The sequence below is a fragment of the Sulfurospirillum diekertiae genome, from assembly GCF_011769985.2.
GTDB lineage: Bacteria > Campylobacterota > Campylobacteria > Campylobacterales > Sulfurospirillaceae > Sulfurospirillum > Sulfurospirillum diekertiae.
In genome coordinates this window covers 2,400,655-2,413,840 of the sequence record NZ_CP039734.2, presented here as the reverse complement: position 1 = coordinate 2,413,840, position 13,186 = coordinate 2,400,655, and the positions used below count along the sequence as shown (strand labels likewise).

Sequence of the window (13,186 nt, the reverse complement as noted above, 5' to 3'; positions counted from 1 at the left end):
GGGTAGATGATGGAATACGCAAGAATGAAATTTTACTGCGATGAGAGCAGATGTATTGAGTGTGATGGCTGTTCAGTCGCTTGTGCCGAAGCGCATGAGCTTCCTGTAGGTATTAGCAGACGTAAAGTTGTGACGATTAATGAAGGCATCCCAGGCAAGGAGTTTTCAACCTCAATTGCTTGTATGCACTGTACGGACGCGCCATGTGCGCAAGTGTGCCCAGTGGATTGTTTCTATATCAGAGAGGACGGCATCGTTCTTCATGATAAGAACAAATGTATCGGTTGTGGCTATTGTCTTTATGCTTGCCCATTTGGTGCGCCACAGTTCCCAAGAGATGGTGCCTTTGGTGCTAAGGGAGCTATGGATAAATGTACGATGTGTGCTGGTGGACCACTTGAGACAAACTCACTTCATGAGCGTGAACTCTATGGTCAAAACCGTATCGCTGAGGGTAAAGTTCCTGTATGTGCAGCAATGTGTTCAACGAAAGCACTTTTGGTGGGTGATGCAGAGTCTGTATCAAACGTCTTTAGAGCACGTGTGATGGCTCGTGGTGGTAAAGGCATTAACTCTCCTTACGGATGGGATAAAGCGTATAAAAACCAATGAAAGGAGCAGCAATGAGAAAGAATCTAATGATGATCATTGCAGCTCTGAGTTTGTCAACAGTGGCATACGCCACTGAAAGCCAAATCTGGGGTGAGATGCGCATACAAAATATTTTAGAATACGGAAAAGAGGGAAGTACCCACTTAGGACCTTTGTTTACCCTACTGCAAAATAAATACTTTGCATGGATATTCCTAGGCGTTCTAATCGGAGTTCCTGGAGCTTTCTATATCCATTACCTGATTATAGGTCCTAAAGTCTTTCCACACAGTGCAAAGAAATATTATGCCTTTAATCTCTATAATAGAATTATCCACCAAGTAGCCGCTATTAGCTTCTTGGTGATTATACCCACAGGATTCATTATCGTTTTCGGTGAGTTCTTTGGTGGTGGAACCTTGGTGAGGATGGCAAAGAACCTTCATGGTATCTTTACCATTCCCTTTACCATTGTCGTCATTCCTATGGCACTCATGTGGCTTAAAGAGGCTCTCTTTAACTTCGCAGATGTGAAATGGTTTATGATCCTAGGAGGTTACCTCTCTAAAGAGAAAAAACCAATTCTCGCTGATAAGTTTAATGCCGGTCAAAAGATGTGGTACTGGGTCGCCATATTAGGTGGTATTACCATGATCTTAAGTGGAGCATTCATGTTCTTCCTAGACTTTAAAATGCAAATGTTGCATGATCTAACAGGGTTAAGTCAAATAGACTTACTTAGAGCAGCAGCTATTATTCATAATGTAATGGGCTTTGCAATCGTAGCAATGTTCATCACCCATGTGTATATGTCTATGTTCGCTATTAAAGGAGCAGTGCATAGTATTATTACAGGGTATGTGGAAGAAGAAGAAGTGAAGATTCTTCACAGTACATGGTATAAGAAACTCAGAGATCAGGGTAAGTTCTAATCTGTTTACAGGACTCTTGGGCATGGCTCAAGAGTCTACGTAGGAGTCATTAAAGCTTGCCTCTTGCGAGGCAGAATGATCGAATAATTCTTTTTATATATAATCTTTACATGTAAAGAGTACGAGAAGCAATTCTCTTGCTCTTTATTTATTTTTTAGTGCTACAATATGCGAAACAAGCACGTTAAGGGGAAGGTATGGAGCCAGTTTATTCAACCAAGATTACTAAAATTAAAGGCAAAGAGAAGTTTGAGCGAGACGATATACTTGTTCGTGAAATCAAGTTAGAAATTTACGTCAATGGCGAAAAAGTGGGTGCGGTTATGGCACCCCTGTGGATCAAGAAGCCCTTGCTATTGGTTATTTGATGAGTGAGAATATCATCGAAAAATTCAGTGATGTCACTTCGCTCAAACTCCTAGGTGATGGCATGCAAGTGCATATCGAAGCTAAAGTTAACGTTGCAAACATTAAAAAATTGAATGCTGAAGGTGTGGTTATTAGCGGTTGTGGCAGAAGTATGACGGCCAATATTGACCCAGAAGCCATTGAAGCGAAAGTCATAAAAAGTGATTTTACACTCCGTGCTGATCTTCTTTGCAAAGAGATGGGACAGTTTTACACCGAATGTCCTTTGTACGAGCAAACAGGGTGTGTGCATACCGCGAAGCTTTTTACCGATGCGCATACATATTTTATTGGCGAAGATATTGCACAGCACAATACGATTGATAAAGTCGTTGGAAAAGCACAGATAGCAGGTGTTGATGTGCGCAATGCCTTTTTAATGGTCAGTGGTAGACTCTCGTCAGAGATGGTTGCTAAAGCAGTTATGCACCAAATTCCTATTTTGGCATCGCGTACGGCTTCAACCTGTTTAGGGCTTATGATTGCTGAGAAATTTGGATTAACGCTCATTGGATTTGTGAGGGGCGATACGATGAATGTTTACCGCAATCCACAGCGAATTATCGTTGAGGAGTAGAAAATGTCTGAGATGGAAGAACTGATCAAAAAATATTTGAATGAAAAAGGCAAACTAGACTGTACCGATGGCTTTAAAATCGCAGCAAAACTAAAGTGTTCTACCCTCGAAGTGGGTGCATGTGCCAAAGCAATGGATATACGTATTGACTCGTGTGAATTAGGACAGTTTGGGAAACTTGAAGGTGGTATCTACGATGTCGAAGCAGAAAATCGTCTCACGCCACTGTTAGATGAAAAAAATCGTGTTACATGTAAAGCTGCACGCGCTGCAGCCGCTGGGATTGGGCTTAAAAAAATTCGTGGTACGTTGAAAGAAAAAAACTACGATGTCACGTTTTGCGAATTAGGATGTTTTAAAGAAAAAACACGTCCACGTTTGTATGTCAAAACCAAAACATGGATCGAAAATGCTGAGGGCGAATTGCTTTTTGGCAAGGGTAAAACAGAAATCTTGGAGTTGATTGAGCAAGAGGGGTCTATCTCTAAGGCGTCTGAAAAAATTGGCATGAATTATAAAAAAGCATGGACACACATCAAGATCTTGCAAAAAAATATTAACGACACGATGGTGCAAACCAAACAAGGCGGTGGCGAAGATGCAGGAACAACACTGACTCCTGTAGCACGTGAATTTATGGACAATTACCGAAAACTTCAAGCGGAAATTGAAGCCTATGCCAATGAGCGTTTTAAAGAGTTGTTTTTAAAGCCGAGAAATAAAAAAGAGTTTGAAGAGCGTTAAATAAAAGGTTGCCTCTTTGGAGGCAACCTAAAGATTACTTCGCTGCGCGTGTTTTAAAATCTGGATAGAAGAGTTGTTTATCCATCAGTTTAAAGTTGGCGATTTCTGTTTGAATTTTGTCAGATGTAACCCACTCTATAAATTGTAGAGCGCCTTTATAGTCGGTATTGGCACATCTTTTTGGGTTAACGGCAATGACGGAGTAGAAATTTTTAAGTGCATCAGCACCTTCATAAACGATAACCAAAGGTGGGTTACCTTTGTAGTTTGCTTCGTATTTAATGTAAGTTCCACGATCTGTCAACGTAACACCTTTTTGCTCAGCAGCGATGTTGATTGTAGCGATCATGCCTTGACCCGCTTCAAGATACCATGGTTGTTTTTCAGGTGTGTGACCTAAAGCCTCTTTCCAAACACCTTTTTCTTTATCATGTGTTCCGGATTTGTCACCACGACTGACGAATTTAATTTGTTCAGTTTCGATGATTTTGAAAACTTCTGAAATACTTTTACCTGCGAATTTGGCTTTCATGTCAGGTGTTCCAATAACGACAAAGTCATTGTACATCACAGGCGTTCGTTCAACACCAAATCCTTTTTCCATATATGTTTTTTCTGACGTTGGAGAGTGGACGAAAAGAACACTCACATCGCAGTTCTCACCTAGTTTTAAAGCGTTACCCGTTCCAACGGCAACCCATTTAAGATCAACACCCGTATCGGCTTTGTATTTAGGGACAAGTACGTCTAAAAGGCCTGTGTCGCCTGTACTCGTTGTGGTTGCCATTTTAAGATCAGCCGCACAGAGTAGCGAACTGAGGGCAAGAAGCGAGAAAAGCACTTTCCCTTTTAAGCGGTTCTTTACTGAAAACATTGAATAATCCTCCATATATGTTTATTTAGCATGTTTGTAGTGTAGCGTATCTTTTTTTAAATTACATGTAAAAGTAGGAATAATTTTGGATTTTATTTTATCGGGTTTAAAAGAAGCATTTTGGCTGCTTGTTAACCTTGATCCTGAAACGATTTCAGCGGTTGATGTGACGCTAAAAAGTTCGACTCTTTCTATTATTTTTAGTATTGTTATTGGGCTACCATTAGGGTTTTGTTTGGGATTTTTTCAATTCCCTGGGCGAAAATTTTTCAAGCTTCTTTCCGACACCCTCCTTGCCATTCCAACGGTAGTGGTAGGTCTGATTGTTTACGCGTTTATCTCCAACCGTGGACCTTTTGGAAGTTATGAACTGCTCTATACATTATCAGGTATTGTGATCGGGCAAACACTTTTAGCATTACCCATTATCATCTCTTTAAGTGCTACGGCGGTTGAAGGAATGGAGAAGAAGCTTTACCTCACACTCGCTTCCTTTGGATTGACGATGTCACAGATGATCCGAAGCGTGGTTTGGGAACTTCGTCATGCACTGATCGCCGTTGCGGTTGCCGCGTACGGACGTGTCATAGCTGAAGTAGGCATTGCGATGATGATTGGTGGTAATATCAAGTGGTTTACACGTACCATTACCACTGCGATCTCATTAGAAACGAATAAAGGTGAATTTGCTACAGGTATTGCGCTAGGGTTGGTGCTGATCAGTATAGCCTTTTTGCTCAATTTTGTGCTCTTCTTTTTGAAAAAACGTGCGAGAATTGTTGTATGAATACAGTAATGTATGAACTTAAAAATTTACGAACGCTGTATGGTGAAAAGCCTGTTTTGGATATTCAAGCTCTGCAAGTCAATGAGGGCGAAATTTTAGGACTCGTAGGTTCAAATGGGAGTGGCAAAAGTACGCTTCTGCGCCACCTCGCTTTCTTGGAAGCTGCACAGAGTGGCACGCTGCGTTATCGTGGTTTTGATGCGAGCAGCATCCCTTTACATGTAAAACGCGAAATTGGCATTTTATTGCCTGAACCATACCTGCTTAAACGCAGTGTGCGGGAGAATCTTCTCTTTGGGCTCAAGATCAGAGGAACCCTTGAAAATGCGTCAGAACGGATGAACGAAGCGCTAGAGTTGGTTGGCCTTCTGCCTAAAAAGTTCTTACATAGGGCATGGCATGAACTCTCCAGCGGAGAGACTCAACGTGTGGCGCTGGCTTCCAGACTCGTCCTTCATCCAAAGATGCTTCTCCTTGATGAACCAACCAATAGTCTTGATTACAGCGGTGTTCCTCAATTTACCGATGCTATTTTACATGCTAATCAAGCGTGGGGAACCACCATTGTCATTGCCAGTCATGATCTTTTGTGGCTGGGTGAAATTGCCACGCGCAAAGTCGGGCTTCACTTTGGGCGTTTGATGGATTTTTCAACGACGAATCTCATCGTTGGCAAATGGCGTGAAAGCGGTGATGAACGCTTTTTTGATTTTGATGAAACCCAAAGTATGTCGCTTCCTAAAAGCTATCGTATCGGCGAAAAACGAGGTGTGGCGATTAACCCACGTGATATTTCAGTTTCGATTGAACCTTTTACATGTAAAGACGATACGGTCTGTTTGAGCGGCGTCATACGCGATGTGTTGCATGTCACCAAAACCAATGAGATTTCACTCAAAATTGTCATCGGCAATCATGCCCTAGAGTGCGTGGAAAGCTTTGAATACTTTAAGCGCTACCACTTTTACCCTTCTCAAAATGTGTATGTGAGTTTTGCCAAATCAGCGATTAAAGTGCCGTCTAAGGAGGCGTAGAGATTATGTCAATTAATGAAATTAAAAGTGAAAAGTATATCAACCATTCTATTTTTCGAGAACTTGAGTATTATATAACCTACTATGATAGATTATCTTTTTCAATTCTTCAATGGTTGAATATGGGAGTTAGAGGTGGTATTTTTAATTATGAAAGTTATTTGTTATCTTCTGTCAAAGGCACTATAGAGTCAATAAAAACATTACTAATTAATGGACGACTTAATGATGCATGTTCATTGACAAGAAAATATTATGATTCTGTCATAATAAACATATATTCTGATTTATATTTAGATGATCATTTTAGTATAGAAAATATGGTGGTTCAGCAAATCAATAATTGGTTACATGGAAAAGAAAAATTGCCAACAAATAAAGTTATGTACAATTACTTATATAATCACAAAAAACTTCAATCTATTAACAAGATATTAGATACAGAACATTATTCATACTTAAGACAAAGATTGAATGATCATACACACTATAATTTTTTTCAATATATGATGTTCAATGACAATGAAATCTACAATCCAAAAAGAATTGAAACTTTAGATCAAATATCAAATGATATAAGAGATATTTTTGTAAAGCATTTTATTTGGCTCTTTACAATTAAAGACCATTATATGATGGCCTCGGATTATAGGGATTATCTAGATTGTGGTGAAACACCACCTGAGGGTTCGCAGTATAATGTTGCAAATTTTGTACAAGAAATTTTTGATAACATCATAAAAATACATAGAGCAGATTTAGCTATCGAATTAAAAAATTCCACTTGCATGAATTTAGTGTAAAAGAGTATAATACTCCAAAAAGATACGGAGGATTTGTATGGTAAATTTAAGCACTGAAAAAATAACTTTCAACATGCCAGTCGAACTCAAAGAGAAAGTGATGCAACTCAAAGATGAGCTCAAAGTCTCACTTTCGACCATTTACAATGAAGCAGTCAAAAACTATATTCAGCAAAAAGAACGTGAGCGGTGGCAAAAAGGGGCGGAATTGGCTTCGGGTGATACGAAGTATTTGGACACGGCGAGTGACGTAGGAGGAGAGCTTTATGACTATCCTTCAAAGTGAGATATGGATGGTGGAGTTTTATCCCAAAGTGGGCAGCGAGATCGCCAAACTTCGCCCTGCTGTCGTGGTTAGTTCCAACGAGATCGGCAGGCTTCCACTTAAAACCATTGTGCCGATTACCGAGTGGTCAGCACAGTACGCTCACTATCCGTGGATGGTGAAACTTGAAGCAACTGGGCTCAATGGACTCTCTAAAACTTCCGCCGTTGACTGTTTTCAAATCAAAAACTTTTCGCATGAGCGTTTTAGTGAAAAATTGGGCATGGTCGATGCCAAAACGATGGAGTTGATTCACGCGACCATTGTGAAAACACTCAACCCTTTGTATGCACTCAACACTTAATTGGGTTGGGTGATCTCCCATTTACCTGCTTTTTGGATCAATTTAAAAGTCTCTTTCGTGCCTTCTTTGGTGGTATTGGTATCGTTATCAAAGAGGCCATCGCATTCAAGCTCGAAGCGAATCGTTTGATCATCAATCCATACGGTGTTTTGAGTGACGCATTGATCGGGGTATCTGTGGAAAAAAACTTTGACGATGCGTTCGTTACTGAAAGCATAAACGCTGATACGATGTGATTCGATGGCTTCTGTGACAAAAAAAGCATGGGAAGGCGAAAGATAGGGCATACCATTGAGTTGTGTCTCTTTACCATCGCGTAAATCAAGGGCATAATAGGCTTCGCTATCGGGCATAAAATCACTGTAGATAAGATATTTCTCTTTGAAAAAACAGCCTTTGAGCGTGTAGAGGAGTGTTTTGTACTCAGGGTCATCGCCCAGATATTCATCTTTAAACTCTAACGTTTGAGCATTGAGCAGATGAATCGTTTTAATATCTTTCTCTTTTGTGAAAAAGGCTTTGCATTGTTCCAGTTGTGTACTATTGACATCACGATCAAAATAGGCAAGATCTGCTAACAAAGTGGTTGTGATACATGCTAACACGATTCCATATACTTTCATAGTGCATTTCCTTTTGGATGCATGAAAACTCCTGCAGAAGCAGGAACCTACCAACGAAAAGCAATTTTTGATCCGCTTTTTTGATGAAAATTACCCTTGCTTATTCATATCAATATCACACAATGGCACATGTACGATTAGTGTGTTTTTGGGTATTTTTTATTGGTGTGAACAATAAGCGCTAATGCCATAAGCGATAAACAGGCAGCGACAAGATAAGGAATTTTAAGTCCCACTGTTTCGCCGATAAACCCTGATGCAATGGGAGCGATAGCCGCACCAATCCAGCGTAAAAAATTATAACCACCTGAGATAATATTGCGCTCAAAGTGTGATTCCATAACGTATGTCGTGAGTAAAGAGTTATTGATTCCTGAAAGTAAACCGCTTAAAATGATGAAAATTGCCATGAACGTTAGCGAACTCACGGACATCATTGCTATCAAAACTATGGCAAAAAGAGCCAAAACAACAGGAATGATCTCTTTGGCTTTCCACTTTCGTTCAAGCTGTGTACTCAGTACCACCGAACCAAGTGCCAGTGCAAATCCCCATCCAAAAAAGAGGAGTCCAATCTCAATAGGCGTCATCTGAATCACCAAGGGCGAATACGCAAGTACCACAAAAAAACCATAGTAATAGAGCATCGCTGCTAATGAAATTTTGACGAATTTTGCATCGTGAAATAAGGCTTTAAGCTCTTGGATGCCAGCGGGTTTATGAGATTTTTTCTCTTTGGGATTTTTAACAAAAATAACCACTAATAAAAAAGCGACAACGGTTAAAGCACCCGTGACTAAAAAAGGGTAGCGCCAGGAGTATTGACCAACAAAGCCTCCCAAAAGAGGACCTGCTGCGATACCAAATCCGATGGAACCTTCAAACAAGCCAATGGCTTTGTGGTGATCGCTGGAGAGTGCAATGAGAAGAATGAGCGCGGTTGCAAAAAAGTGAGCATTACCGTATCCCCAGCCAGCTCGAAAAAGCGCTAACATTGAGATATTTTGCGCCGTTGCGCACAAAAGGGCAGAAATTGCGACAATGGCAAGTCCCAAAGCCATGACGCGTTTGTCCCCCAATTTACTGGCAAGCATTCCCGCAGGAATCATAATCAGTGCCATCATAAAAATGTACGTTGTAAACAGAAGTTCGACTTGCCAGCTGGTTGCACCAAGATGGTGTGCGATGTCAGGAAGAATGGGATCAACCACACCCATGCCCATAAATGCGAGAAAAGTTGCAAAAACAGTGACTTTTTGTGCGAGATTATTGCTGTGTATATGACTCATAAAAGGCCTTAAGAGAGTTTTTCAAGAAGCATGAAGAGTGTTTTTCGCTCTTCATCAGTCAGCTTTTGGGCTAAAGTATTTCGAAATGCCATTACACAGGCTTCCGTTTTTTCTAAAAGTGCTTGACCTTGTGGCGTTACAGCAATGACATTGGCACGCTTATCGCCTTCAACCGATTTTTTAACAATCAACTCTTTTTTTTCCAGTGAATCCAGTGTTCGGCTGATGGTTGTGTTACTTTTATTTAAAAGTGTTGCTAATGTTGTTTGGTTAACTTTTTCACATGAGGTAAGAATTTCAAGTAAAATCCTCTGTTCAGGTGCAATGCCATATTCACTTAAAAGGGTATTGATGGTTTGGTTAATATGATTGGCGGCGTGTGCAACTCTAAAGCCAACCGTATTGTTGAGTGTTTCTTTCATAAGATACTCCAAATGTTTGCATATGCAATTATTGCATATGCAAACTTATTGAAGCGTTAAAAAATATGGTTAAGAAGAGGTCTCATAAAAGCAAACCTGATTGCGCCCTTTTTCTTTGGCTTGGTACATGGCAAGATCAGCCTCTTTGAGAAGCATCGTACTGTCTTTTTTAGGATCATTTCCAAAAATAGTACATCCGATACTTGCTCCCAGTTGATAATTTCCATGGGCAAGAGCATAAGGCTGACATAAAAGTGAGAGAATTTTATGGGCAATATTTTCTGTCAGATGATTAGCGCTACCGTGTTGTTTACCAATATCTTTGAGTAAGACAATAAACTCATCACCGCCAAGGCGTGCTACAAGATCACTCTCTCGGATTGTCTCTTTAAGGCGTGCTGCCGTTTGAATCAGAAGCATATCTCCTGCATCGTGCCCAAAGGTATCATTGAGCTCTTTGAAATAATCCAAATCAATAAAGAGCAATGCTCCCAAATGGTTCTCATAAAGACAGTGTTTTAAGGTTTTGTGCAAAGATTCTTCTAGCAAGCGACGGTTTGCCAGACGGGTTAGAGGATCATAGTAAGCCAGTTCTTGAATTTTCAGTTGTTCTACTTTATTGGTGGTTATATCGTTAAAATTGGCGATAAAGTGGGTGATGGTACCTTGATCATTGCGAATAGCGGTAATGGTAATAAATTCTGCATAAATTTCGCCATTTTTTCGCTTATTCCAAAGTTCACCTTGCCAAAAACCTTCTTCAAGTAATGCTTTCCACATCACTTGATAAAAAGCTTTATCGTGATAGCCTGAATGAAGAATTCGGGGTGTTGCCCCAAGGATCTCATTGTCGCTATAGCCTGTAATGCGTGTAAAAGCTTCATTGACTTTTAAAATCTTTTCATGAACATCGGTGATAAGAATAGCCTCTTGCGTTTCAAACGCAACGGCTGAAAGATGGAGTTGCTCAACTTTCTTCTGCGTATCAATGTTGATGTAAACACCTGTAAGCAGTAAAGGTTCATTTAGCTCTGAAAATTCAATGACTTTACCTCTTACTTGTATCCAGACCCACTCACCAGAAGCCGCTTTCATTCGGCGTTCAATTAAAAAGATTGATTGGGCAAGAATCTGATCTTGAATCGAAGATAGCATATCATTCGCATCATCAGGATAGGTTAGTTCATAGATTTTATCCCATGGCGTTTCAAAAGAGTTGGGCTGATAACCAAGGAGTAAAAAACATTGTGGATCCCACGTGACTTGATTTGTCTTTAAATTCCATGTCCAAAGACCTGTTTGTGTTGCTTCCATGGCAATGCGGAATTGTTTTTCATAGGAGAGTTGTTCTCTTTGGCGGCTGTTTTCATTGTAATAACGCACAATCAATGCCAACGTCAGTACCCCTGTAAGGGTAATGAGAAGCGTGATGATACTTAGTATCTTTTGACGTTCTTTATCCCAATAACCAAGGGTATTAGCTTCATTCGTTTGAATTTCTACAATAAAAGGAAAAACTTTGGCGAGACGAAAAACATCTAAAAGAGTATGGGTTTCCTTTTGTAGATGGGTAAAAAAGTCCTCGTTGACGTGTTGCAGATGGTTCATGTTGTAGTGTGAAGATCCAAGGTAAAATTGTGGATTGGTTGAGACTAAAAGAGTGCCATCTAGTCTCCACAAAGAGACGGTGCCTTGATCTGTGGGTAGGGTATTTGTATAGCGATTGGTAAGATAATCAATATTGATGTTAGCGATAACGTAATACAGCGTGTCTTCGAAAAAAACTTTTTTGAGTAGGGGTAAAAAAGTTATTTCTGAAGAAGGTATAGGTTTTTCAATACTACTCGAATGGGCATTATCAAAATCTCTTCCAGACCATGGAACACCGATGCGTAGTAAGGGTGTTTCTCCAAAAGGAATAGGCAAAAAATTGTCTATGGATACTTTCTTGCCAATATTAAGTTCATGAGAACTTGCTACGATAACACCTTCGTCATTTAAAAGTGAGAGTGAGCGTAAATAGGGAGCATTATGCAAAAGTTCAGTAAAAACAGGGGCAAGAGCAACCTCGGAAATTGATTCATTACTTAAAAGTGGGATACGATCTATTGTTATACTCGCATGTTGAAGGATTTGAGAAAAATGTTCTTCAATTGTGTAGGCATGAAGATTGGCAATATGACGATGTGTTTGGATGGCTTCTTGGCGTAAACTAGAGAGTGCCATAATGATAAACCCAATAATCATCGCAAAAATGACAATCGCTGCGATAATATACCGAGTGACATTTCTCTCCTCTAATAAAAACTGTTTCATCGAATTACTCGGACACGACAATAGGTTCTAAATGGTGGCGCTTTGAAGCACTTAATAGCCTACCATCCTGTTTGATAGCCTTAATAAAGGCTTCAACTCTGTGCTCAAAGGAAGGCTCATTTTGTGCTATTGCCCAACCATAAGGGGTGATGTGAAATGGTTTAGTCGGTTTGATTAGCTTTGCCCACTCTTGTTCTTCAAGCATATAAATACCAAAAGGGTAGTCACTCATAAAAACATCAGCACGTCCTGCTTCAACCTCTTGTTCTCTTGCATGAAGAGAATCGACAATCAGCAGTTTGGCATTTTTGAGGTAATCTTGCATGAGTTTCACATGATACGTTCCCTTAGCAACCGCAACGACAACACCTTCTTTATCGATGTCATCCCATGTTTGAATACGGCGATTACTTTTGGCGGCAATCGCATAGACATCACTTGCAAGATGAGGTGTTGTCAGGGTAAGGTATTTTTTTCGTTCTTCCGTATGGCCAATGGCAAACATGGCTATATCGCAATAATGTGTATTAATATCTTGAATGAGTGTCGCAAATGAGCTGGATTTAAACTCTACACTGACACCCAAATCTTTGGCAAACTCTTTTGCTAAATCAATATCAATGCCTGTAAGCTCTTGTGTTCGCGGATTGACATAAGAGATGCCATAATACTCTGGCCAAATGCAAACACGTATTTTTTTTGTTTCAAAAATTGTGGAGAGCACATCTGCGTTGAGTGTGGACGTTGATGTTAAAGCTATCAAAAAGATCCAAAATACATGTGCCATAATTGTGACCTTTTCATTGTAAAAATATTCACATTCTAAAGTATAACACAAAACAATTTCCTAAATTCATAATTTACCAAAATCGTGCTAGAATAAAGCCAATAAAGATAAAGGAGTTTACAATGTTTGTTAAACTAAACGATAGAGTTTACCTCAATGCCGATCGTATTACACGCATCAAAATTGATGAGGTGCAAGATGGTATTCGTGTTCGTTTTTACGAAGGTCAAAATCAAGTGGCAAAAAGTCAAAAATTTGACAGTGTAGAAAAAGCAAGTGCGTGGATTGAAAAAATAATGAATGCAAAATAAGAGAGGATTTTATTCTCTCTTCCCTCTTTTTTTTTAGGTCTAAGGTTTAGACTAACTTA

The 13,186-nt window shown here is 39.8% G+C and carries 15 protein-coding genes and 1 pseudogene; 10 read left to right on the top strand and 6 right to left on the bottom strand.

The features are described from left to right. Positions 1 to 6 precede the first annotated feature (6 nt). The 4 genes and pseudogenes from fdh3B (at position 7) to FA584_RS12380 (ending at position 3,252) form a co-directional block, all read left to right on the top strand. The gene (fdh3B, locus tag FA584_RS12395) at positions 7 to 612 is read left to right on the top strand and encodes a formate dehydrogenase FDH3 subunit beta (protein WP_191342054.1); all 606 of its coding nucleotides are present in this window, start codon (positions 7 to 9) and stop codon (positions 610 to 612) included. A gap of 11 nt (positions 613 to 623) precedes the next feature. Further along, a complete protein-coding gene (locus FA584_RS12390; protein WP_167749646.1) occupies positions 624 to 1,523 on the top strand; it encodes a formate dehydrogenase subunit gamma in 900 nt (299 codons plus the stop codon). A gap of 197 nt (positions 1,524 to 1,720) precedes the next feature. After that, positions 1,721 to 2,508: pseudogene (fdhD, locus tag FA584_RS12385) on the top strand (formate dehydrogenase accessory sulfurtransferase FdhD). Between the two features lie 3 nt (positions 2,509 to 2,511). Continuing rightward, positions 2,512 to 3,252 carry a winged helix-turn-helix domain-containing protein gene (locus FA584_RS12380; protein WP_167749645.1) on the top strand — a complete coding sequence of 247 codons (741 nt, stop codon included), beginning with the start codon at positions 2,512 to 2,514 and terminating at the stop codon, positions 3,250 to 3,252. Between the two features lie 34 nt (positions 3,253 to 3,286). Here FA584_RS12380 and tupA read toward each other — a convergent pair whose 3' ends face one another. Further along, complete coding sequence (gene tupA / locus FA584_RS12375; RefSeq protein WP_167749644.1) at positions 3,287 to 4,126, bottom strand: tungstate ABC transporter substrate-binding protein TupA; 840 nt, start codon at positions 4,124 to 4,126, stop codon at positions 3,287 to 3,289. An 85-nt stretch (positions 4,127 to 4,211) separates the two neighbouring features. Here tupA and tupB point away from each other — a divergent pair, with 85 nt between their 5' ends. From tupB to FA584_RS12350, 5 genes are read left to right on the top strand one after another with little or no spacing between them, the layout of a single operon-like run. After that, positions 4,212 to 4,913, top strand: coding sequence for a tungstate ABC transporter permease TupB (gene tupB / locus FA584_RS12370; RefSeq protein WP_167749643.1), 702 nt, complete (start codon positions 4,212 to 4,214; stop codon positions 4,911 to 4,913). Beyond that, positions 4,910 to 5,947, top strand: coding sequence for an energy-coupling factor ABC transporter ATP-binding protein (locus FA584_RS12365; RefSeq protein ID WP_167749642.1), 1,038 nt, complete (start codon positions 4,910 to 4,912; stop codon positions 5,945 to 5,947). Before tupB ends, FA584_RS12365 begins: the two co-directional genes overlap by 4 nt. A gap of 5 nt (positions 5,948 to 5,952) precedes the next feature. Next, on the top strand, positions 5,953 to 6,750 hold the full coding sequence (locus FA584_RS12360) for a hypothetical protein (RefSeq protein WP_167749641.1): 798 nt from the start codon (positions 5,953 to 5,955) through the stop codon (positions 6,748 to 6,750). A 37-nt stretch (positions 6,751 to 6,787) separates the two neighbouring features. Further along, positions 6,788 to 7,036, top strand: coding sequence for a ribbon-helix-helix domain-containing protein (locus tag FA584_RS12355; RefSeq protein ID WP_167749640.1), 249 nt, complete (start codon positions 6,788 to 6,790; stop codon positions 7,034 to 7,036). Further along, positions 7,017 to 7,379 (top strand): type II toxin-antitoxin system PemK/MazF family toxin, encoded by a 363-nt coding sequence (locus FA584_RS12350; RefSeq protein WP_167749639.1) that lies wholly within the window; start codon positions 7,017 to 7,019, stop codon positions 7,377 to 7,379. The genes FA584_RS12355 and FA584_RS12350 overlap by 20 nt, the downstream gene beginning before the upstream one ends. Here FA584_RS12350 and FA584_RS12345 read toward each other — a convergent pair. From FA584_RS12345 to FA584_RS12325, 5 genes are all read right to left on the bottom strand, one after another. Next, positions 7,376 to 8,002: a hypothetical protein gene (locus tag FA584_RS12345; protein ID WP_167749638.1), complete on the bottom strand. Its 627-nt coding sequence runs from the start codon at positions 8,000 to 8,002 to the stop codon at positions 7,376 to 7,378. The two genes, FA584_RS12350 and FA584_RS12345, sit on opposite strands and share 4 nt — an antisense overlap. 137 nt (positions 8,003 to 8,139) lie before the next feature. Continuing rightward, a complete protein-coding gene (locus FA584_RS12340; protein ID WP_167749637.1) occupies positions 8,140 to 9,291 on the bottom strand; it encodes an MFS transporter in 1,152 nt (383 codons plus the stop codon). Between the two features lie 8 nt (positions 9,292 to 9,299). Then, the gene (locus tag FA584_RS12335) at positions 9,300 to 9,713 is read right to left on the bottom strand and encodes a MarR family winged helix-turn-helix transcriptional regulator (protein ID WP_167749636.1); all 414 of its coding nucleotides are present in this window, start codon (positions 9,711 to 9,713) and stop codon (positions 9,300 to 9,302) included. Positions 9,714 to 9,782: 69 nt separating this feature from the next. Next, on the bottom strand, positions 9,783 to 12,029 hold the full coding sequence (locus tag FA584_RS12330) for a diguanylate cyclase domain-containing protein (RefSeq protein WP_167749635.1): 2,247 nt from the start codon (positions 12,027 to 12,029) through the stop codon (positions 9,783 to 9,785). Between the two features lie 4 nt (positions 12,030 to 12,033). Next, complete coding sequence (locus FA584_RS12325; protein ID WP_167749634.1) at positions 12,034 to 12,816, bottom strand: substrate-binding periplasmic protein; 783 nt, start codon at positions 12,814 to 12,816, stop codon at positions 12,034 to 12,036. 122 nt (positions 12,817 to 12,938) lie between these two features. On the opposite strand from FA584_RS12325, the gene FA584_RS12320 reads away from it, so the two are divergent. Further along, the gene (locus tag FA584_RS12320) at positions 12,939 to 13,127 is read left to right on the top strand and encodes a sodium-dependent tyrosine transporter (protein WP_087439474.1); all 189 of its coding nucleotides are present in this window, start codon (positions 12,939 to 12,941) and stop codon (positions 13,125 to 13,127) included. The last annotated feature ends 59 nt before the right edge of the window (positions 13,128 to 13,186 follow it).

Bases quoted from the DNA above. Each gene is read 5' to 3' on its own strand.
- fdh3B (WP_191342054.1), top strand. From the start codon at position 7: ATGATGGAATACGCAAGAATGAAATTTTACTGCGATGAGAGCAGATGT.
- FA584_RS12390 (WP_167749646.1), top strand. From the start codon at position 624: ATGAGAAAGAATCTAATGATGATCATTGCAGCTCTGAGTTTGTCAACA.
- FA584_RS12380 (WP_167749645.1), top strand. From the start codon at position 2,512: ATGTCTGAGATGGAAGAACTGATCAAAAAATATTTGAATGAAAAAGGC.
- tupA (WP_167749644.1), bottom strand. From the start codon at position 4,126: ATGTTTTCAGTAAAGAACCGCTTAAAAGGGAAAGTGCTTTTCTCGCTT.
- FA584_RS12365 (WP_167749642.1), top strand. From the start codon at position 4,910: ATGAATACAGTAATGTATGAACTTAAAAATTTACGAACGCTGTATGGT.
- FA584_RS12360 (WP_167749641.1), top strand. From the start codon at position 5,953: ATGTCAATTAATGAAATTAAAAGTGAAAAGTATATCAACCATTCTATT.
- FA584_RS12355 (WP_167749640.1), top strand. From the start codon at position 6,788: ATGGTAAATTTAAGCACTGAAAAAATAACTTTCAACATGCCAGTCGAA.
- FA584_RS12350 (WP_167749639.1), top strand. From the start codon at position 7,017: ATGACTATCCTTCAAAGTGAGATATGGATGGTGGAGTTTTATCCCAAA.
- FA584_RS12345 (WP_167749638.1), bottom strand. From the start codon at position 8,002: ATGAAAGTATATGGAATCGTGTTAGCATGTATCACAACCACTTTGTTA.
- FA584_RS12340 (WP_167749637.1), bottom strand. From the start codon at position 9,291: ATGAGTCATATACACAGCAATAATCTCGCACAAAAAGTCACTGTTTTT.
- FA584_RS12335 (WP_167749636.1), bottom strand. From the start codon at position 9,713: ATGAAAGAAACACTCAACAATACGGTTGGCTTTAGAGTTGCACACGCC.
- FA584_RS12330 (WP_167749635.1), bottom strand. From the start codon at position 12,029: ATGAAACAGTTTTTATTAGAGGAGAGAAATGTCACTCGGTATATTATC.
- FA584_RS12325 (WP_167749634.1), bottom strand. From the start codon at position 12,816: ATGGCACATGTATTTTGGATCTTTTTGATAGCTTTAACATCAACGTCC.
- FA584_RS12320 (WP_087439474.1), top strand. From the start codon at position 12,939: ATGTTTGTTAAACTAAACGATAGAGTTTACCTCAATGCCGATCGTATT.